General features: G+C 72.2%; 20 protein-coding genes. 12 read left to right on the top strand and 8 right to left on the bottom strand.

Annotated features, from left to right (window positions below; genetic code table 11):
* The first annotated feature begins 40 nt into the window (after positions 1-40).
* On the top strand, positions 41-826 hold the full coding sequence (locus ACH4ZA_RS31060; RefSeq protein ID WP_398432625.1) for a potassium channel family protein: 786 nt from the start codon (positions 41-43) through the stop codon (positions 824-826).
* 24 nt (positions 827-850) lie between these two features.
* Here ACH4ZA_RS31060 and ACH4ZA_RS31055 read toward each other — a convergent pair whose 3' ends face one another.
* Both ACH4ZA_RS31055 and ACH4ZA_RS31050 read right to left on the bottom strand, forming a co-directional pair.
* Positions 851-1192 (bottom strand): small hydrophobic protein, encoded by a 342-nt coding sequence (locus tag ACH4ZA_RS31055; protein WP_319279108.1) that lies wholly within the window; start codon positions 1190-1192, stop codon positions 851-853.
* Between the two features lie 234 nt (positions 1193-1426).
* Positions 1427-3046: an MFS transporter gene (locus tag ACH4ZA_RS31050; protein ID WP_398432624.1), complete on the bottom strand. Its 1620-nt coding sequence runs from the start codon at positions 3044-3046 to the stop codon at positions 1427-1429.
* A 66-nt stretch (positions 3047-3112) separates the two neighbouring features.
* Between ACH4ZA_RS31050 and ACH4ZA_RS31045 the strand changes: the two genes are divergently transcribed.
* The 3 genes from ACH4ZA_RS31045 to ACH4ZA_RS31035 all read left to right on the top strand — a co-directional run bounded on the left by ACH4ZA_RS31045 (position 3113) and on the right by ACH4ZA_RS31035 (position 5983).
* A complete protein-coding gene (locus tag ACH4ZA_RS31045; RefSeq protein WP_319279112.1) occupies positions 3113-3742 on the top strand; it encodes a TetR family transcriptional regulator in 630 nt (209 codons plus the stop codon).
* A 113-nt stretch (positions 3743-3855) separates the two neighbouring features.
* The gene (locus ACH4ZA_RS31040; RefSeq protein ID WP_398432623.1) at positions 3856-5073 is read left to right on the top strand and encodes an alpha/beta hydrolase; all 1218 of its coding nucleotides are present in this window, start codon (positions 3856-3858) and stop codon (positions 5071-5073) included.
* Positions 5074-5131: 58 nt separating this feature from the next.
* Positions 5132-5983: a DUF4429 domain-containing protein gene (locus tag ACH4ZA_RS31035; RefSeq protein WP_319279165.1), complete on the top strand. Its 852-nt coding sequence runs from the start codon at positions 5132-5134 to the stop codon at positions 5981-5983.
* Here the strand turns inward: ACH4ZA_RS31035 and ACH4ZA_RS31030 are convergent, their stop codons facing one another.
* Together ACH4ZA_RS31030 and ACH4ZA_RS31025 are read right to left on the bottom strand one after the other, a co-directional pair.
* Positions 5984-7000 (bottom strand): aldo/keto reductase, encoded by a 1017-nt coding sequence (locus ACH4ZA_RS31030; protein WP_319279115.1) that lies wholly within the window; start codon positions 6998-7000, stop codon positions 5984-5986.
* On the bottom strand, positions 6997-7485 hold the full coding sequence (locus ACH4ZA_RS31025) for a MerR family transcriptional regulator (RefSeq protein ID WP_319279117.1): 489 nt from the start codon (positions 7483-7485) through the stop codon (positions 6997-6999). Before ACH4ZA_RS31025 ends, ACH4ZA_RS31030 begins: the two co-directional genes overlap by 4 nt.
* 209 nt (positions 7486-7694) lie before the next feature.
* Here ACH4ZA_RS31025 and ACH4ZA_RS31020 point away from each other — a divergent pair, with 209 nt between their 5' ends.
* Positions 7695-8513 carry a serine hydrolase domain-containing protein gene (locus tag ACH4ZA_RS31020; protein ID WP_398432622.1) on the top strand — a complete coding sequence of 273 codons (819 nt, stop codon included), beginning with the start codon at positions 7695-7697 and terminating at the stop codon, positions 8511-8513.
* Here the strand turns inward: ACH4ZA_RS31020 and ACH4ZA_RS31015 are convergent.
* Positions 8482-9174: a pirin family protein gene (locus ACH4ZA_RS31015; protein ID WP_398432634.1), complete on the bottom strand. Its 693-nt coding sequence runs from the start codon at positions 9172-9174 to the stop codon at positions 8482-8484. The genes ACH4ZA_RS31020 and ACH4ZA_RS31015 overlap by 32 nt on opposite strands.
* A gap of 169 nt (positions 9175-9343) precedes the next feature.
* Between ACH4ZA_RS31015 and ACH4ZA_RS31010 the strand changes: the two genes are divergently transcribed.
* The 5 genes from ACH4ZA_RS31010 to ACH4ZA_RS30990 all read left to right on the top strand — a co-directional run bounded on the left by ACH4ZA_RS31010 (position 9344) and on the right by ACH4ZA_RS30990 (position 14280).
* Positions 9344-10549, top strand: a complete 1206-nt coding sequence (locus tag ACH4ZA_RS31010; RefSeq protein WP_057583007.1) for a CdaR family transcriptional regulator — start codon at positions 9344-9346, stop codon at positions 10547-10549.
* An 89-nt stretch (positions 10550-10638) separates the two neighbouring features.
* The gene (locus ACH4ZA_RS31005) at positions 10639-11556 is read left to right on the top strand and encodes an ACP S-malonyltransferase (protein ID WP_319279120.1); all 918 of its coding nucleotides are present in this window, start codon (positions 10639-10641) and stop codon (positions 11554-11556) included.
* A gap of 9 nt (positions 11557-11565) precedes the next feature.
* Complete coding sequence (locus ACH4ZA_RS31000) at positions 11566-12567, top strand: ketoacyl-ACP synthase III (protein ID WP_319279122.1); 1002 nt, start codon at positions 11566-11568, stop codon at positions 12565-12567.
* An 81-nt stretch (positions 12568-12648) separates the two neighbouring features.
* Positions 12649-12897, top strand: a complete 249-nt coding sequence (locus ACH4ZA_RS30995) for an acyl carrier protein (RefSeq protein ID WP_057583001.1) — start codon at positions 12649-12651, stop codon at positions 12895-12897.
* Between the two features lie 102 nt (positions 12898-12999).
* Positions 13000-14280 carry a beta-ketoacyl synthase gene (locus ACH4ZA_RS30990; protein ID WP_266717250.1) on the top strand — a complete coding sequence of 427 codons (1281 nt, stop codon included), beginning with the start codon at positions 13000-13002 and terminating at the stop codon, positions 14278-14280.
* 135 nt (positions 14281-14415) lie between these two features.
* On the opposite strand, the gene ACH4ZA_RS30985 is transcribed toward ACH4ZA_RS30990, so the two are convergent.
* Positions 14416-14910, bottom strand: coding sequence for a DUF3145 domain-containing protein (locus ACH4ZA_RS30985; protein ID WP_319279123.1), 495 nt, complete (start codon positions 14908-14910; stop codon positions 14416-14418).
* Between the two features lie 281 nt (positions 14911-15191).
* Here ACH4ZA_RS30985 and ACH4ZA_RS30980 point away from each other — a divergent pair, with 281 nt between their 5' ends.
* On the top strand, positions 15192-16085 hold the full coding sequence (locus ACH4ZA_RS30980; protein ID WP_398432621.1) for an SGNH/GDSL hydrolase family protein: 894 nt from the start codon (positions 15192-15194) through the stop codon (positions 16083-16085).
* Positions 16086-16100: 15 nt separating this feature from the next.
* Entirely contained in the window at positions 16101-17078 is a 978-nt protein-coding gene (locus tag ACH4ZA_RS30975) for an aldose epimerase family protein (RefSeq protein ID WP_319279127.1), read from the top strand.
* A gap of 247 nt (positions 17079-17325) precedes the next feature.
* Here ACH4ZA_RS30975 and ACH4ZA_RS30970 read toward each other — a convergent pair whose 3' ends face one another.
* Both ACH4ZA_RS30970 and ACH4ZA_RS30965 read right to left on the bottom strand, forming a co-directional pair.
* Positions 17326-17643 carry a YrdB family protein gene (locus ACH4ZA_RS30970; protein ID WP_398432620.1) on the bottom strand — a complete coding sequence of 106 codons (318 nt, stop codon included), beginning with the start codon at positions 17641-17643 and terminating at the stop codon, positions 17326-17328.
* An 11-nt stretch (positions 17644-17654) separates the two neighbouring features.
* Positions 17655-18515 carry an EI24 domain-containing protein gene (locus ACH4ZA_RS30965; protein ID WP_398432619.1) on the bottom strand — a complete coding sequence of 287 codons (861 nt, stop codon included), beginning with the start codon at positions 18513-18515 and terminating at the stop codon, positions 17655-17657.
* Positions 18516-18591: the final 76 nt, after the last annotated feature.

Genomic DNA, 18591 nt, shown 5'->3' with positions numbered 1-18591 from the left:
TTTGGCTCCACCACCCTTACCCGTTCTTTACGATGCGAGCATGCACGAAGGAACGGCGCAGCCCCCGTGGGACCGGCAGGACCGGTGGGAACAGCGGACCCAGCGGCCGTTGCTGGCCCTTGCCGTGATGTACGCCGTCGCCTACGCGGTGCCGATCGTGGACACCTCGGCCGGCCGCACGACGACGGTGGTGTGCGCCGCGGTGGAGTGGACGGTGTGGGGGGCGTTCGCCGCGGACTACCTGATCCGGCTGGCGCTGACCACCGGGCGGCGACGGTTCGTCCGTACCCACTGGCTGGACCTGTGCGCGGTCGTCCTGCCGCTGCTGCAGCCGTTGCGGCTGCTGCGGCTGGTCTCGACGCTGCTGCTGGTGGGCCGGCGGGCGCGGATGGCCTCGCAGATCCGGATGACGACCTACGTCGTGGGCGCGGTCGTCGGGCTGCTGATGTTCGGCTCGCTCGCCGTGCTGTCGGTCGAGCGGGAGTCGCCGGGCGGGAACATCCGGACGCTGGGTGACGCGCTGTGGTGGTCGTTCACCACGATGACGACGGTGGGGTACGGGGACCACTCGCCGACCACCGGACTGGGGCGGATCATCGCCGTCGGCCTGATGCTCTCCGGGATCGCTCTGCTGGGTGTGGTGACCGCGAACATCGCGGCGTGGTTCATCGAGCGGTTCGAGAAGGACGACGTCGAGGAGCGCGCGCAGACGGAGGCGATCCTGGCCCTGACCGAAGAGGTGAGGGCGCTGCGGCGCGAGGTCGCGGCGCTGCGGGACGGCGCCCGGAAGGCCCCGTCCCTGACCGCCGGTCACCCGCCCGGTTAGCCGACGGCCGCCCGGCGGGCCGGGTCAGAGGAGTCCGTTGCCCGGGCCCGCAGCTCCCGCCAGCCAGACCAGCGCCAGCAGGGTGTCGATCGCGCCGAGGACGACCGCGACCAGGGCCGGTACCGGGCGGGGGCCCGCCCAGGTGCGGCCCATGGCCAGCCAGCCGCAGACGATCGCCGCGGGGCCGAGGACGATCCCCAGCGCGAAGAATCCGGCGACCGCGCAGACGAGGCCGATGATGCCCAGCGTCGCGCTGTCCGGCCCTCCCCCGGTCTCCGCTTCGCTCGACCGGGGGGACCCCCATCCTGACCTGGTGCGGCCAGGCGAGCGGGGGTACCTGCGGGCGCCGTTTCCGAAACCGGCCATCGTCAACTCCCTGGACTGGCGGGGATGTTTCGATGAACGGGTAACCCGCGGAACACGGTCCATGCCCCGCCGCCACCGGGCGGTCGGCGCGCTGTCCCCCTCCGACAGCGCGCCACGGCCCTGGCAGGCCCTGCCATCCGGAGGGCCTGACCCACTGTGACCTGTGACGCGTGCCGGAGGCGAGAAACCTTTAGCGTCGTCACCCTGATGAGGGAAATTCGCCTGGAAATCCCGTCAGAGGTGACCGACGCCCGCGCCCGCCTCCGCGTTCTCGCCGCGCTTGGTGAGCAGCGCGACGAAGACGGCGACGACCGCCACCCCGGCCGCGACCAGCGAGGCCAGGCTCATGCCGGAGATGAACGTGTCGTGGGCGACGTCCGCGATCTTCGCGGCGACCGCCTCGGGGGTGCCCTTGGCGACCGGCGGCACGCCCACCTGGACCGCCTCGGAGGCCTGGTCGAGCTGAGCGGGAGTGAGCCCGGGCAGACCCGCGGCCTTCCAGTTGGCCGGCAGGTCGCCGTCCACCTTGGAGGCCATCACGGCGCCCAGCACGGCCGTGCCGAGGCTGCCGCCGATCTGCATGGCGGCCTGCTGGAGACCGCCCGCCACGCCCGACAGCTCCATCGGGGCGTTGCCGACGATGACCTCGGTCGCGCCGACCATGACGGGGGCGAGGCCGAAGCCCAGCAGCGCGAACCACACGGACATGACGCCGCTGCCGGTGTCCGTCTCCAGCGTGGACATGCCGTACATGGCGATCGCGGTGGCCGCCATGCCGCCGGCCAGCGGGATGCGCGGGCCGAGCTTGGTGATCAGCACGCCCGCCACCGGCGAGCCGACGATCATCATGCCGGTCAGCGGAAGCAGGTGCAGGCCCGCGTCGATGGGACTCATGCCGTGCACGTTCTGGAGGTAGAACGTCACGAAGAACAGGCCGCCCATGAAGGCGATCGCCATCAGCACCATGAGGACCACGCCCGCCGACAGCGGGACCGACCGGAACAGCGCCAGCGGGATCAGCGGCTCCCGCACCTTCGACTCCCACACGGCGAAGGCCACGAAGAGCACCGCCGAGCCGAGGACGAACGCCCACGTCCGTCCGTCGCCCCAGCCCCAGGCCGGAGCCTTGATCAGGGCCCAGACGAGGCAGAACATCGCGCCGGAGAGCAGGGCGATGCCCGGCACGTCGAAGGAGCGCGGGGCGTTCGCCGCGCGGTGGTCGAGCAGGATCAGCACGCCCAGCGCCAGGGCGAGGGCGCCGACCGGCACGTTGATGAAGAACACCGACTGCCAGTTGACGTGTTCGACGAGGACGCCGCCGAGGATCGGACCGCCGGCGGTGGAGGCGCCGATGACCATGCCCCACAGGCCGATGGCCATGTTGAGCTTCTCCGCCGGGAAGGTCGCCCGCAGCAGACCGAGCGCGGCCGGCATGAGCAGGGCGCCGAACAGGCCCTGGAGCGCCCGGAAGGCGACGACCGCGCCGATGCTGCCCGACAGGCCGATCGCGCCGGAGGCGGCGGCGAAGCCGACGACGCCTATGAGGAACGTCTGACGGTGGCCGAAGCGGTCGCCGAGCTTGCCTGCGGTGATCAGGGAGACCGCGAGGGCGAGGAAGTACGCGTTGGTGATCCACTGCACCTCGGCGAAGGTGGCGCCCAGGTCGCTGGCGATGGCCGGGTTGGCGATGGCCACGATGGTGCCGTCGAGGGCCACCATCATGACGCCGACGGCGACGGTGATGAGGGTGAGCCACGGGTGGCCGCGCAGCCCCTTGGCGGGCGGTCCGTCCGACCGGTCCGCCGGCGCCTTGCCCCCCGGACCCGTCGAGTCGATGGTGGTCTGACTAGTCATGCGTTCGAGGCTAGTGACAGCCACTGACAATTGACAAACGAGTTCACAAGGCGGTAACTGACACCCATGCCGACGACACTGCGCGAACGCAAGAAACAGCGCACCCGGGACGCGCTGCTGCGGGCCGCCGTCGAACTGTTCACCTCCCAGGGATACGACGGGACGACCGTCGACCAGATCGCCGACGCGGTCGACGTCTCGCAGCGCACCTTCTTCCGCTACTTCGCCGGCAAGGAGGAGGCCGCGCTCGCCCTGGTGGAGATGACGGTGGACCGGTTTGTGGAGGCGGTGCGCGAACGCCCGCCGCACGAGCCGCCGTTGGAGGCGCTGCGGCAGGCGGTGCTGGACGGCTGGGACTCGATCAACGAGGTCGTGGAGTCGGTCGCGCCGGTGGAGCAGTACCTGCGCATGTACCGGGTGATCGAGTCGACGCCGGTGCTGCTCGCCGCACATCTGCGGCGGTCGACGGAGGTCGAGGAGGACCTCGCCGGGGTGATCGCCGAACGCGAGGGGCTCGACGTGGACGCCGATCCCCGGCCCCGGCTGGCGGTGGCCGTCTTCAGCGGAGTGATGCGGGTGACGGAGCGACAGTGGTCCACCGGCGACGACTTCAGCCTGGCGGGGATCCGCGCGCTGACGGCGGCGTACCTCGACGGAGTGGGACCCGCGCTGCTGGGAGACTGGCGCACGGCCTGACGGTTTCGGCGCAAGGCCTGAGGGTCTTTATGACCATTCCCACGCCGAACGAAACGTGATCCCCATCACTTGGGTCACTCGAGACCGTCTCGTTCTCCTAGTGTGTCCTTTCAGTGACTTCCTTCGACACCTCCCCGCAACTCGGCGTCTGGCGCACCCTCGCCACCCTGGCCGTGGTGTTCGTGATGCTGGCGACCACCGGCTGGACCGCCGTCCGACAGCAACGGGACGACAGCGCCCTGCAGACCTCGCGCACCGCCTGGGAGCACGGCCGGCTCGCCGGCCGTGCGCTGCCGGACCTCGATTCCGGCCCCGCGCGGATCGCCCGGTTCTTCGCCTCGCTCAGCGCGACGCAGCACACCGCGCTCGTGCAGGACTACGCGCTCGCCGTCGGCAACATGAACGGCGCGCCCACCGGGCTGCGTTACCGCGCCAACCGCGTCGCGCTGCTGCGGCAGGCGGCGATCGAGCGGACCCGGACGCACGACAGCCGACTCTCGCCCGCCGGGCAGCAGTTGGCCGAGCGCCGTATGCACCGCTACGAGGCGCTGAGCTCCCCCGGCCGGCAGATCCTCGCCTTCGACCCGGAGGGCTCGGGCCGGGCCGCCGAGGTGTTCGGCGGCCTCGACGAGGCGGACCGGATCTCGATCGTCGTGCCCGGCGTCGACACCGACCTGCTCACCTTCCAGCGCACCAACCGCAAGTACTCGGCGCCGGTCGGCATGGCCCAGGCGCTGTACGCGGCCGAGCGCGAGGCGAGCCCGTCGACGCGTACGGCCGTGATCGCCTGGGCCGACTACACCTCCCCCGACGGGCTGGGCATCGACTCGGCCACCGCGATGCGCGCCGTGAACGGCGCCGTCCGGCTGAACGCCCTCGTCGGCGCGCTGCCCGGCGACGCGCCCGTGGCGATGTTCTGCCACAGCTACGGTTCCGTGGTCTGCGGGGTCGCCGCACACGCGATGCCCGAGCGGGTGGCCGACATCGCGGTGGCGGGCAGTCCCGGGATGCGCGTGGAGAACGCCGCCGGGCTGGGCACCGACGCCCGGGTGTGGGCGATGCGGGACGCCGACGACTGGATCCAGGACGTGCCGCATCTGGAGGTCGGCGGCCTCGGGCACGGCGAGGACCCGATGGCGCGGGAGTTCGGCGCACGGGTGCTGTCGGCACGGGAGGCCAAGGGCCACGGCGGCTACTTCGAACCGGGCACCGACAGCCTGCGCAACTTCGCCGAGATCGGCACCGGCGCGTACGGCTCGGTGGAGTGCGCCCAGGACGATGTCGCCTGCACGACGGGTTTGTCCGACACGACGAAGGCCGGACGCGCGTAGAGACGCTGGAATTGCGGTGCGCGCGGGGAGGGGACGAAGAATGGGTGTCCCGCATACGATGAGCCGCATGGGTGACGTACTGGCCGGATTTCATGCCGCCTGGGAGTTCGATTCCGACTCCGTCCTCATCCGTCACGAACGGGGGCTGCGCACCCCCAAGCTGCTGTCGGCGCTGGGCGAGCGCCGCATCCCGGTGGCGGCCATCGCCCGGGTGACGCTGACCCCGGGACGGCGCGGGACGGTCGTGCTGCGCGCCGAGCCGCGGCCCGGCGCCGATCCGCTGATGGAGGCGGCCGCGGGGCAGTTGAAGGAGGGGTGCGATCCGTACCGGCTGGTGCTGCCCGCCGAACGGGAGACGCTCGCCGAGTACTACGCCGACGAGCTGCGGGAGCGGCTGACCGGGTCCGGTCCCGCGGACCGCTTCCTGGTGGACGCCCCCGAGGGGCCGCTGTCGTTCAAGGCGTACGACGGCAAGGCCTCGTTCGACGGGCGCACGGTGCGCTTCCGGTGGTTCTGGACGGGCGCGTCGTCGGCGAAGTGGAAGGCGGGCGACCAGAGTTTCGCCGTGTCCGAGCTGACCGGGGTGGAGTGGCGCTCGCCGGAGCTGTTCGAGGGGCACCTGCGGCTGCTGAGCGGCGAGCCCACCGCGACGCCGGCCGACCAGGACCCGGCGACGGTCGTCTTCGGTCTCGGCTACGGACCCGTCCACGAGTCGCTGCCGTTCGCGGCGGCGGTCCTGGCGGCCGTGCGCAACCGGGGGCCCGCGGCCATGGTGCCGGCCTCGGTCCCCCGTCGCGATCCCTCCGACATCGCCGAACGCATCCGTCACCTCGGGGAGCTGCACCGGGCCGGACTGGTCACCGACGAGGAGTTCTCCGTGAAGAAGGCGGAGCTGCTGTCGGAGCTGTGATCACTCGCGGCCGGCGGAGGCGAACGACATGTCCGCGTAGCGGTCGCCGGCGACCTTGCCCGCGATCGGCTCCAGCAGCGCCAGTTCCTGCCGCGTCAGCTCGACGGCCGTCGCCGCCGCGTTCTCCTCGACCCGGCCCGGACTGCGGGTGCCCGGGATGGGGACGACGGGCAGCCCGTGCACCCGGGACTGCTGCTGGACCCAGCCCAGGGCGATCTGGGCCGGCGTCGCGGCGTGCGCCTCGGCCACCGCGCGAATCGGCTCCAGGAGCGCGGCGTTGGCCGCCGCGTTCGCACCGTGGTAGCGGGGCTGGCCGCGGCGGAAGTCGCCTTCGGTCAGGTCCGTCGCGGCGTCGGCGAAGGAGCCCGTGAGGAATCCCCGGCCGAGCGGCGAGTACGGCACCAGCGTCACGCCCAGCTCGCGGGCCGCCGGGACGACCTGCGCCTCGATGTCGCGGCTGAACAGCGACCACTCCGACTGGACGGCGGCGACGGGGTGCACGCCGTGCGCGGCCCGCAGCTCGGCGGCGGTCACCTCGCTGAGGCCGAGCTGCTTCACCTTGCCCTCGCGCACCAGCTCGGCCATCACGCCGACGGTGTCCTCGATCGGCACGCTCACATCGCGCCGGTGCATGTAGTAGAGGTCGATGACGTCGACGTCCAGACGCCGCAGGCTCGCCTCGACGGCCTCGCGGATGTAGGGCGCGTCGTTGCGGATGACGCGCCGGGTCGGGTCGTCCGGCGGGATCGACAGGGCGAACTTCGTCGCGATCACGACCTCGTCGCGGTGCGCCTTGAAGAAGGGGGAGAGGAACCGCTCGTTCTCGCCCGCGCCGTAGGCGTCCGCCGTGTCGTAGAGGGTGACGCCGAGTTCGAGGGCGCGTTCCAGGGCGGCCCGGGACGCGTCGGCGTCGGCGGGGCCGTAGGCGAAGCTCATCCCCATGCAGCCGAGTCCCTGCACGCCGACCTCGGGGCCGTGCTCGCCGAGCGGCGCCGTCGGTATCCTGCGGTCGGTCATCGGGCGGTCCTCTCACTTTCGGGGGTGCGGGTGGCGTCCGCGTAGAACATGATCTTCCGGTCGAGCACGGCCAGCGTGTCCTGGAGTTCGGCGATCCGGGCCCGGACGTCCCGCCGGGTCGCCTCGAGCAGCTCGTGGCGCTCGCCGAACGTGCTCTCGCCCTCGCGCACCAGCTCGGCGTACCGCACCATGTCGGCGACCGGCATGCCGGTCAGCCGCAGCTTGCCGACGAGGTCCAGCCAGTCCAGGTCGCGGTTGCTGTAGCGACGCTGGCCGGTGTGCGAGCGGTCGATGTGCGACATCAGCCCGATCCGCTCGTACCAGCGCAGGGTGTGGGCCGTGAGTCCGGTGAAGGCGACGACCTCGCTGATCGTGTAGCTGTCCTGTCCGTCGGGGCGCGGGTGCCGCGGGGGTGGCGCGGAGCAGACGTCTGCGGGGCTCGGGGTTTGCTCGATGGTCACGGGCGTGGTCTGCAACACCGTCATGACTCCCACGCTATGGCCTTGGAGTGTGCTCCAAGCAAGCGAAACCGGTAAGAAATCCGGGCGGCGCGGCGAGATCGCGCCGGTCGCCGCCGCGCCCTCGTGCCGTGCGGACGTCCGGGCGCCGGGCCGTGCGGTCCGCCGGACCCCGAGGCCCCTCGACGGAGCTGCTGCGGTGAGACGCGCGGAGCGCACGGCATAGGCTCGTCGGCATGTCGCTGAAGAGTCTCGCGTTGATCGACAACTGGCCGGTTCCCTCCGCCTCGGCGGGCGTCGTACGGGCCGACGGCACGGTCATCGGGACCCACGGCCCGGTCGGCCGGCGCTTCCCGCTGGCCTCGGTCACCAAGCCCCTCGCCGCGTACGCAGCCCTCGTCGCGTACGAGGAGGGCGCGGTGGAGCTGGACGAGCCCGCGGGGCCGGCCGGCTCCACGGTGCGTCATCTGCTCGCGCACACCTCCGGGCTGGCCTTCGACGAGCACCGGACGACCTCGGCCCCGGGTGAGCGGCGGCTGTACTCCAACGCCGGTTTCGAGCAGCTCGGCGACCACATCGCGAAGGCGGCGGACATCCCGTTCGCGGAGTACCTGCGGCAGGCCGTGCTGGAGCCGCTGGGGATGACGCAGACCTCCCTGGAGGGCTCGCCGGCCAAGGACGGCGTGTCCACCGTCACGGACCTGCTGCGCTTCGCGGCCGAGCTGCAGGCGCCGCGGCTGCTGGATCCGCGGACGGTGGCGGCGGCGACGAGCGTGCAGTACCCAGGGACGAAGGGCGTCCTGCCGGGGTACGGGCACCAGAACCCCAACGACTGGGGGCTCGGCTTCGAGATCCGTGACTCCAAGTCTCCGCACTGGACGGGGAGTTCGTCGTCGCCACGCACGTTCGGGCACTTCGGCCAGTCCGGCACGTTCCTGTGGGTGGATCCCGCGGCGGGCGTCGCGGCCGTCGCGCTCACCGACCGCGCCTTCGGGCCGTGGGCCGTCGAGGCCTGGCCGCCGTTCACGGACGCGGTGCTGGCCGAGGCGCGGTAGCCGGGGCCGGGCGGGCCATCTCCCAGATCAGCAGCTCGGCGCCGCTCAGACCCACCGCCTCGAGGTCCTCGGCGTCCGTGACGCGAGCCGCGTCGCCCGGTCCCAGCTTCTCGCCGTCCAGCCGTACCTCGCCGCGCACGACGTGCACGTACACGTGCTCCCCGTCCGGGACCGCCGTCCGCTCCCCCGCGCCGAGGCGCCGCACGTGCAGCATCGCGCCGGACTCGGGGACGGCGTACGGGGTGGGGTCGGCGATGCCGCGGACGATCTCGTACGACGGTTCGCCGCCGGCGTCCAGCGGGGCCAGCCACATCTGCACGAAGGCCAGCGGAACGTCGCCGTCGTTGCGCTCCACGTGCCGTACGCCGGCCGCGCAGCTGAGCCGCTGGACGTCGCCGGGGCGCACCCGCGTCTCGTGTCCGGCCGAGTCGCGGTGGGTCAGCTCCCCCTCGATCACCCAGGTCACGATCTCGGTGTGGCTGTGGGGATGCTCGTCGAAGCCGGCGCCGGGCTCCAGGCGTTCCTCGTTGCAGGCGATCAGCGCGCCGAAGCGGAGGTTGTCGGGGTCGTAGTGGGGGCCGAAGGAGAAGGCGTGCCGGGTGTCGATCCCGGCCGCCCGGTCCCCGCCCCGGAAGCGCTCGTCGGCGCGCCGTACGTCCATCACGCGACCACGGTAGACCCGCCGCCGGGCGAGGTGGGCCGGGCCGCGACGGGGCGCGCGGAGGAAAGGCCCGCGCACGGCCCGCAAGCGGGCCGTCCGGCCGCGGCGGGACGTCCCCACCTGCGACCCGGCGGCACACGCGGCCGCCGGGATGAGGCAGTCTTGTCCCGTGCCCGAACCCGAAACCAGTCATCCCGAACCCGCGGCGCACGCCGTCCACTCCCACCCCGCGACGCTGAAGCGGCTGGTGAAGTCCTCCGGGAGCCTCGCCGCCCAGGCCATCGCGAGGATGGACGAGACACTGCCGTGGTACCGGGCGATGCCTCCGGAGAACCGTTCCTGGATCGGGCTGGTCGCCCAGGCGGGCATCGCCGCCTTCACCGAGTGGTTCCGGCATCCGGACGCCCCGCAGGCCATCTCCACCGACGTGTTCGGCACGGCGCCGCGCGAGCTGACCCGGGCCATCACGCTGCGGCAGACGGTGGAGATGGTGCGCACCACCATCGAGGTCATGGAGTCCGCGATCGACGAGGTCGCGGCGCCCGGTGACGAGAACGTGCTGCGCGAGGCGCTGCTGGTGTACGCCCGGGAGATCGCGTTCGCCACCGCCCAGGTCTACGCCCAGGCCGCCGAGGCCCGCGGCGCCTGGGACGCCCGGCTCGAGTCGCTCGTCGTGAACGCCGTGCTGAGCGGCGAGGCCGACGAGGGGGCCGTGAGCCGGGCCGCCGCGCTCGGCTGGAACTCGCCGGAGCACGTGTGCGTCGTCCTCGGCACCGCCCCGGACGGCGACTCCGAACTGACCGTGGAGGCGATCCGGCGGGCCTCGCGGCACTCCAAGCTCCAGGTGCTCACCGGGGTGCTCGGCTCCCGGCTCGTGGTGATCGCCGGCGGCAGCGACAACCCGCTGGCGGTCGCCAAGTCCCTGATCGGGCCGTTCGCCGCCGGCCCGGTGGTGGCGGGGCCCGTCGTGCCCGACCTGCTCGCCGCCACCCGGTCCGCACAGGCCGCCGCGGCCGGGCTCAAGGCGTGTTCCGCCTGGCAGGACGCACCCCGGCCGGTCCTGGCGGACGACCTTCTTCCGGAGCGCGCGATCGCCGGCGATCCCGGCGCGCGTGAGCAGTTGGTGGAGGAGATCTACAGACCGCTGGAGGAGGCGGGGTCGGCGCTCCTGGAGACGCTCTCCGTCTACCTCGAACAGGCGTCCAGTCTCGAAGGGGCCGCCCGGATGCTCTTCGTGCATCCGAACACCGTGCGCTACCGGCTCCGACGTGTGACTGACGTCACCGGCTGGTCGCCTTCGGATGTACGCTCCGCGTTCACGCTCCGGATCGCGCTGATCCTGGGGCGTCTGGTCGATGGAGATCCTCAGAGCTAGCTTTTTGTCGGGGGTCCACAAAACCCCCTGCCGTTCTTCGTCCCTGTCCCCACGGGCGGCTTCGGCCGTCCCCAAGAGAGAGTGTGAGAGTGCTCGTACTCGTCGCTCCCGGCCAGGGCGCCCAGACGCCCGGCTTCCTGACTCCCTGGCTCGACCTTCCCGGTGTCGAGGACCGTCTGCGCGCCCTGTCGACGGCCATCGATCTCGACCTGGTGCACTACGGCACGAACGCCGACGCGGACGAGATCCGCGACACCGCGATCGCCCAGCCGCTGCTCGTGGCGGCCGGGCTCGTCTCCGCCGCGGCGCTCGGCGACGTCACGCCCGGCGCCGTCGCGGGTCACAGCGTCGGCGAGATCACCGCGGCCGTCTTCGCGGGCGTCCTCGACGACACCGCCGCGCTGGGCCTGGTCCGCAGGCGCGGCCTGGCCATGGCCGACGCCGCCGCGATCACCGAGACCGGCATGTCCGCGCTGCTCGGCGGCGACCCCGAGGTCTCCGTCGCGCACCTGGAGAAGCTGGGGCTGACCCCGGCGAACATCAACGGCGCGGGCCAGATCGTCGCCGCGGGCACGCTGGAGCAGCTCGCCGCGCTGAACGAGGACAAGCCGGAGGGCGTCCGCAAGGTCGTCCCGCTGAAGGTCGCCGGCGCGTTCCACACCCGCCACATGGCGCCGGCCGTCGAATCCCTGGCCAAGGCTGCCGCCGAGCTCACCCCCTCCGACCCGACGGTCCGTTACGTCTCCAACAAGGACGGGCAGGCCGTGTCCACCGGCGCGGAGATCCTGGACCGGCTGGTCGGCCAGGTCGCCAACCCGGTCCGCTGGGACCTGTGCATGGAGACCTTCAAGGAGCTCGGCGCGACCGCGATCATCGAGGTCTCCCCCGGCGGCACGCTGGTCGGCCTCGCCAAGCGTGCCCTGCCCGGCGTGAAGACTCTGGCGCTGAAGACCCCCGACGATCTCGACGCCGCTCGCGAGCTCATCGCCGAGCACGGCGTCGCCTGAGGAGCCCTGATGGCGAAGATCAAGCCCAGCAAGGGCTCCCCGTACGCGCGCATCCTGGGCGTCGGCGGCTACCGGCCGACCCGGGTCGTGCCCAACGAGGTGATCCTGGAGACGATCGACTCCTCCGACGAATGGATCCGCTCGCGCTCCGGCATCGAGACCCGGCACTGGGCGAACGACGAGGAGACCGTCGCCGCCATGTCGGTCGAGGCGTCCGGCAAGGCGATCGCCGACGCCGGGATCACCGCCGAGCAGATCGGCGCGGTGGTCGTCTCGACCGTCTCGCACTTCAAGCAGACCCCGGCCGTGGCGACCGAGATCGCCGACAAGCTCGGCACGAACAAGGCCGCCGCCTTCGACATCTCGGCCGGCTGCGCGGGCTTCGGCTACGGCCTGACCCTCGCCAAGGGCATGGTCGTGGAGGGCTCCGCCGAGTACGTGCTCGTCATCGGCGTGGAACGGCTGTCCGACCTGACCGACCTGGAGGACCGCGCGACGGCCTTCCTGTTCGGCGACGGCGCGGGCGCGGTCGTCGTCGGCCCCTCCGCCGAACCGGCCATCGGACCGACGGTGTGGGGCTCCGAGGGCGACAAGTCGGAGACCATCAAGCAGACCGTGCCGTGGACGGACTACCGGGACGGCCACGTCGCGAAGTTCCCCGCCATCACGCAGGAGGGCCAGGCGGTCTTCCGCTGGGCCGTGTTCGAGATGGCGAAGGTCGCCAAGGAGGCGCTGGACGCCGCCGGCATCACCGCCGAAGAGCTGGACGTCTTCATTCCGCACCAGGCCAACGAGCGGATCATCGACTCGATGGTGAAGACCCTCAAACTGCCGGAGACGGTCACGGTCGCCCGTGACGTGCGCACCACCGGCAACACCTCGGCCGCCTCGATCCCGCTCGCGATGGAGCGGCTCCTGGCGACCGGTCAGGCGAAGAGCGGCGACACCGCGCTCGTCATCGGATTCGGGGCGGGTCTCGTCTACGCCGCCACTGTCGTTACCCTCCCCTAGGCACTCCGTGCCGGATCATCCGGTCCGGTACGGGAAACAGCCCATGCCACACCCTCTGGAACAGTAAAGAAGGAGCGCCACATGGCCGCCACTCAGGAAGAGATCGTCGCCGGTCTCGCCGACATCGTGAACGAGATCGCCGGCATCCCGGTTGAGGACGTCCAGCTGGACAAGTCCTTCACCGACGACCTGGACGTCGACTCGCTGTCCATGGTCGAGGTCGTCGTCGCCGCCGAAGAGCGCTTCGACGTCAAGATCCCGGACGAGGACGTCAAGAACCTCAAGACCGTCGGCGACGCGACGAGCTACATCCTCAAGCACCAGGCCTGATCTACCGATCACCTGGGCTGAACTGCCCCGCCACCCGGCGGTGGCGCCGTTCTCCCCGCTGAGGCGGGGGCAGTCCTCCTCGCAACGTTGGAGAAAGAATCCGTGAGCCCGACCAATCGCACCGTGGTCGTCACCGGTATCGGCGCAACCACACCGCTGGGTGGCGACGCAGCCTCTACCTGGGAGGGCCTCGTCGCCGGCAAGTCCGGCGTCAAGGCACTGTCCCAGGAGTGGGCGGCCGATCAGGCCGTCAAGATCGCGGCCCCGGTCGCGGTGGAGCCCCTCGAGGTCATTCCGCGGCCGCAGGCCCGCAAGCTGGACCGCTCGGCGCAGTTCGCGCTGATCGCGGCCCAGGAAGCCTGGAAGGACGCCGGGTTCTCCGGCAAGGCCGGTGAGGACGGCAGCGACGGCAAGGTCGACCCCGACCGGCTCGGCGCGGTCATCGCCTCCGGCATCGGCGGCGTGACCACCCTGCTCGACCAGTACGACGTGCTGAAGGAGAAGGGCGTCCGCCGCGTCTCCCCGCACACCGTGCCCATGCTGATGCCGAACAGCCCGTCCGCCAACGTGGGTCTGCTCGTGGGCGCCCGCGCCGGCGTGCACACGCCGGTCTCGGCGTGCGCGTCGGGCGCGGAGGCCATCGGCTACGCCATCGAGATGATCCGCACGGGCCGCGCCGACGTCGTCGTGGCCGGCGGCACGGAGGCGGCGATCCACCCGCTGCCCATCGCCGCGTTCGGCAACATGATGGCGATGTCCAAGAACAACGAGAACCCGCAGGCCGCCTCGCGTCCCTACGACGTCGCCCGCGACGGCTTCGTCATGGGCGAGGGCGCCGGCGTGATCGTCCTGGAGTCCGCGGAGCATGCCGCCGCGCGCGGCGCCCGGGTGTACGCCGAGGCCGTCGGCCAGGGCATCTCCGCCGACAGCCACGACATCGTGCAGCCGGAGCCCGAGGGCCGCGGCATCGCGCACGCCCTGCAGAACCTGCTGGACAACACCGACCTGAACCCGGCGGAGATCGTGCACGTCAACGCGCACGCCACCTCCACGCCGGCCGGTGACGTGGCCGAACTGAAGGCGCTGCGCAAGGTCTTCGGCGACGACGCGGACCACTTCGCGGTCTCCGCGACCAAGTCCATGACCGGTCACCTGCTCGGCGGCGCGGGCGGTGTCGAGTCCGTCGCGACGGTGCTCGCGCTGTACAACCGGATCGCCCCGCCCACCATCAACGTCGAGAACCTCGACCCCGAGGCCGAGGCGAACGCGGACATCGTGCGCGGCGAGGCGCGCAAGCTGCCCGTCGAGGGCCGTATCGCCGCCCTGAACGACTCGTTCGGGTTCGGCGGGCACAACGTCGTCCTGGCGTTCCGGACGGTCTGATCCGCCTGGTGCACGCGAAGCGGCCCGGACCCCGTGGGGGTCCGGGCCGCTTCGCGTCGGTCGTAGGCCGCGGGCCGGCGGGGCTGATCGCGCGGTTCGCGCGCCCCGGAGGGACGGGCGGTCACATCACGCGGGTCACACCACCTGGTGCAGCCAGCGCACCGGGGCTCCCTCGCCCGCGTGCCGGAAGGACTCCAGCTCGTCGTCCCACGGCTTGCCGAGGAGCTTGGCGAGTTCGCCCTCGAGGTCCGTCTCGCCGCGCCTGCTGCGCAGCAGGGCGGCGCGCAGCCTGTCCTCCGGGATCAGGATGTCACCGTGGATGCCGGTGACGGCGTGGAAGATGCCCAGTTCGGGCGTGCAGCTGTAGCGCTCGCCCTCGGCCGTGGCGCAGGGCTCGGCGGTGACCTCGAAGCGCAGCATCTGCCAGCCGCGCAGCGCGGAGGCCAGCTTGGAGGCCGTGCCCGCCTCGCCCTTCCAGGAGAACTCCGAGCGCCAGGTGCCGGGCGCGGCGGGCTGCCGGATCCAGTCGAGGCCGACGCGCGTGCCGAGCACCCCGGCGACGGCCCATTCGACGTGCGGGCACAACGCGCGCGGCGCGGAGTGCACGTACAGAACTCCACGTGTCGTCACCGGGACCTCCGGGCAGAGCGGGACAGTCTTGCTGGCTGGCAGGGCGGCGGTGGCAGGCAGCCGCGCTGATGGCGAGGCTACCGTGCGGCGGCGCAAGGAGTGTGACGTACCGTCGGTCCCAGTGCCGTGAAACGTCCGCCTTTCACTCGGCAGGACGCCTGTGCGGGCATGGAGCGTTCCATCTTGTGGGTGTCATTCGCCGGGAACTCCCGTGCGTTGTCATGAGGAGAGCGTGTTCGAAGATCGGACAGAGTCGGCGGAGTCGAGGGGAACACCAGCGGATGCGGATGCGAAACCGGCACGCGCGGGCCCTGCTCGCGGGCACGACGGCGGCCGTCCTGGGACTGGCCGGCTGCGACGCCCAGGGCGGCGACGGCGCGGGGGCGCCGGGCACCCGGGCCCGGCAGGCGAAGCCGTCGCCGACGTCGCAGTGGGACACGAGCCCCGACTCGGTGGCGGCGGTCGGCGACTCGATCACGCGCGGCTTCGACGCCTGCGGTGTCCTCGCGGACTGCCCCGAGGTGTCCTGGGCGACCGGCAGCAGCGCCGAGGTGAACAGTCTCGCCGTCCGGCTGCTGGGCCCGGCGAAGGCGGCCACGCACAGCTGGAACCATGCCGAGACCGGGGCCCGGATGGCGGACCTGCCGGCCCAGATGGTGCGGGCGACGGCGCAGAAACCGCAGCTGGTGGCGGTGATGACGGGCGCGAACGACGCGTGCCGCAAGTCGACGGCGGCGATGACGCCGGTGGCGGACTTCCGCGCCCAGTTCGAGGAGGCGCTCCGCACGCTGCGGCGCGCGCTGCCGAGGACGCAGGTGTACGTGGCGAGCGTGCCGAACCTCAAGCGGCTGTGGTCGCAGGGGCGGACGAACGCGCTGGGCAAGCAGGTGTGGAAGCTGGGGATCTGTCCGTCGATGCTGGGCGACGCGGACGCGCTGGACTCGGCGGCGACGCTGCGGCGGGCGACCGTGTCGAAGCGGGTGGAGGAGTACAACACGGTGTTGAAGGAGGTCTGCGCGAAGGACGCGCGGTGCCGGTTCGACGGCGGCGCGGTGTACGACTTCCGGTTCGGCACCGCGCAGCTGAGTCACTGGGACTGGTTCCATCCGAGCAAGGACGGGCAGGCGCGGCTCGCGGAGATGGCGTATCGCAAGGTCACCGCGACGACCTCGTGACCTAAAGTTCCGCCCATGAGCGAACACTTCGGAACACTTTCCGACGGCACCGCGGTGCACCGCTGGACCCTGGAGCGGGCGGGAACCCGGGTGCGGGTCCTGTCGTACGGCGGGATCGTGCAGTCCGTCGAGGTCCCGGACCGCGACGGCCGCACGGCGGACGTGGTCCTGGGGTTCGCGGATCTGGACGGCTATCTCACCCACCCCGAGCCCTACCTCGGCGCGCTGGTGGGGCGGTACGCCAACCGGATCGCGCACGCCCGCTTCCGGCTGGACGGCCTGACGTACGCGCTGGAGCCCAACAACGCGCCGAACTCCCTGCACGGCGGCGCGCGCGGCTTCGACAAGCGGGTGTGGGAGGTGGAGCCGGTCGAGCACGGGCTGCGGCTGAGCCGGGTCAGTGCGCACGGCGAGGAGGGCTTCCCGGGCCGGCTGGAGGTGTCGGCGACGTACACGCTCGACGCGTCGGGGGCGCTGTCCTTCGTGTACGAGGCGGTCACGGACGCGCCGACGACGGTGAACCTGACCAACCACAGCTACTTCAACCTCGCCGGCCCCGGCAGCGGCGGCGCCGGCGGGCACGAGCTGCGGCTGGCCGCCTCCCGCTACACGCCGGTGGACGCCGACCTGATCCCGACCGGGGAGCTCGCGCCGGTCGCGGGCACCCGCTTCGACTTCCGCGCGTCGCGCAAGGTCGACTCCGGCTACGACCACAACTTCGTGCTCGACAAGGGCGTCACGGACGCGCCGGCCGAGGTGGCCGAGCTGCACGACCCGTCGTCCGGACGGGTGCTGACGGTGGCGACGACCGAGCCGGGGCTCCAGTTCTACACCGCCGACCACCTCGGCGAGCCGTTCGCGCCCGGCGAGGGCGTCGCGCTGGAGACCCAGCACTTCCCCGACTCGCCGAACCGCCCGGAGTTCCCGAGCACGGTCCTGCGGCCGGGCGAGGTCTACCGGTCGCAGACGGTGTACGGCTTCTCCGCCCGGTAGCCGGCGACGGGGGTCCGCGAAAGCCGCGAGGGGTCCGCGAAGCCGGAGGCCCGGAGAAAAGCATTGCCCCGGTCCAGGGGTCAGGTCCCGGACCGGGGCTGTTCGCGGAGGCGGCGAGCGCCTGCCCACACGGTAATCGTCGCGGTGTTCCTCCGGTCGGCGATCGAGCGGCCCGCCCGGGTTTCGTACGAACCCTTCACAAAGGACCACCGGTCGTCCGCCTCGGCCCCGACGGCCTGCGGGCGGCTCACTGGTCCCATGCGACCGCGAGGGCCTTGCTGACCGCGCACACGAGCGCGAAGCCCAGTGCCCAGCCGTGCGCGCCGACGGCCCAGAACGCGACGACCCCGGCCCCGAACCAGACCGCTTCGAAACCGGCCCGGGCGGCGCCGCTGAGCGCGAAGCGGGCCCGCGGCGATCCGCACAGCGCCCAGAGCACGATCAGCGCCGTCGGGGAGGCGAGCCCCAGCAGCCAGGGGTACGCGGTGGAGAAGCCCCAGAGGGAGACGGCCGCGAGGGCGGCCAGCTCGATCAGGAAGAGGACGCCCAGGTTGGCCGTCTTCACGGGCGGCGGTGTCATCGGTCCACGGCGCCGGGCCGCCCGTACGCACGGGATGCGCCGGCGGCGTCCCGGCCGGCGGCGACGGCTCCGTCCGCCGCGTCCGCGTCGGCCGCCCCGGCTCCCTCGGAGATCTCCTCGCCGAGCAGTTCACGGGCGAGCAGGGTGGCGCCGGCGACCGCGCCCGGCATCAGGAACACGGCGACGAAGGGCACCAGGAAGGCCAGCCCCAGGGGCGTGCCGAAGCCCCAGATCAGCGTCTTGCGGGAGCGGAAGAGGGCGAGGCGCGCGCGCAGGTCGACGTCGCGGCGCTGCAAGGCGACGGCGGCGAGCTCCTCGGTGAGGAAGAAGCCGGTGACGAAGAACCCGAGCACCGGCACGACCGTCTGGCCGACGACCGGGACGAACCCGAGGGCGAACAGCAGCACCGCCCACACCAGCGCGCGGGCCAGGACGCGCAGGCTGTCCCGGGCGGAGATCCACAGTTCCCGCCAGAGCGGCAGCCCGGACTCGGGGGCCGTGCCGTCGGGCGAGACGTCCCGGTCGACCCGCTCGGAGAGGCTCTCGTAGAAGGGCTGCCCGATGAGCAGGGTGACGGCGGTGAAGGTCAGGACGGCGAGAAGAAGGCCGAGAGCGAACAGCACGACGGTGAGGAAGTCGCGGAAGAGGTCGATCCAGGGGCTCGACCAGTCGTCGGCGAACGGCGTCGCCCACCCCACGAAGTCCTCGCCCCACACCGCGAGCGCGACCAGGGCCGCGAGGTACAGGACGAGCGTGATCAGGCCGGGGACCAGCCCGAACCCGTACTGCCTGCCGTGCCGGGCCACCCACCGCTGGCCCTTCAGCAGGTACTGGAAGCCCACCCCGAGATCGCGCATGACCGAATTCTATCGGCCGTGTTCACCTCACCCGGCGGGCGCCCGAGAGGGCCGCGATGGGCCATCCGGGGCATCG

Origin of the sequence: Streptomyces sp. NPDC020597 (assembly GCF_044335095.1) — a bacterium.
Classification (GTDB): domain Bacteria; phylum Actinomycetota; class Actinomycetes; order Streptomycetales; family Streptomycetaceae; genus Streptomyces.
This window is presented reverse-complemented; position numbering and strand designations above follow the sequence as displayed.

Coding starts and splice junctions, on each gene's coding strand:
- ACH4ZA_RS30965 (WP_398432619.1), bottom strand. CDS start 18,515: ATGCGCGATCTCGGGGTGGGCTTCCAGTACCTGCTGAAGGGCCAGCGG.
- ACH4ZA_RS31045 (WP_319279112.1), top strand. CDS start 3,113: ATGCCGACGACACTGCGCGAACGCAAGAAACAGCGCACCCGGGACGCG.
- ACH4ZA_RS31035 (WP_319279165.1), top strand. CDS start 5,132: ATGAGCCGCATGGGTGACGTACTGGCCGGATTTCATGCCGCCTGGGAG.
- ACH4ZA_RS30975 (WP_319279127.1), top strand. CDS start 16,101: ATGAGCGAACACTTCGGAACACTTTCCGACGGCACCGCGGTGCACCGC.
- ACH4ZA_RS31020 (WP_398432622.1), top strand. CDS start 7,695: ATGTCGCTGAAGAGTCTCGCGTTGATCGACAACTGGCCGGTTCCCTCC.
- ACH4ZA_RS30995 (WP_057583001.1), top strand. CDS start 12,649: ATGGCCGCCACTCAGGAAGAGATCGTCGCCGGTCTCGCCGACATCGTG.
- ACH4ZA_RS31050 (WP_398432624.1), bottom strand. CDS start 3,046: ATGACTAGTCAGACCACCATCGACTCGACGGGTCCGGGGGGCAAGGCG.
- ACH4ZA_RS31015 (WP_398432634.1), bottom strand. CDS start 9,174: ATGGACGTACGGCGCGCCGACGAGCGCTTCCGGGGCGGGGACCGGGCG.
- ACH4ZA_RS31055 (WP_319279108.1), bottom strand. CDS start 1,192: ATGGCCGGTTTCGGAAACGGCGCCCGCAGGTACCCCCGCTCGCCTGGC.
- ACH4ZA_RS31030 (WP_319279115.1), bottom strand. CDS start 7,000: ATGACCGACCGCAGGATACCGACGGCGCCGCTCGGCGAGCACGGCCCC.
- ACH4ZA_RS31000 (WP_319279122.1), top strand. CDS start 11,566: ATGGCGAAGATCAAGCCCAGCAAGGGCTCCCCGTACGCGCGCATCCTG.
- ACH4ZA_RS31060 (WP_398432625.1), top strand. CDS start 41: ATGCACGAAGGAACGGCGCAGCCCCCGTGGGACCGGCAGGACCGGTGG.
- ACH4ZA_RS31025 (WP_319279117.1), bottom strand. CDS start 7,485: ATGACGGTGTTGCAGACCACGCCCGTGACCATCGAGCAAACCCCGAGC.
- ACH4ZA_RS30980 (WP_398432621.1), top strand. CDS start 15,192: ATGCGGATGCGAAACCGGCACGCGCGGGCCCTGCTCGCGGGCACGACG.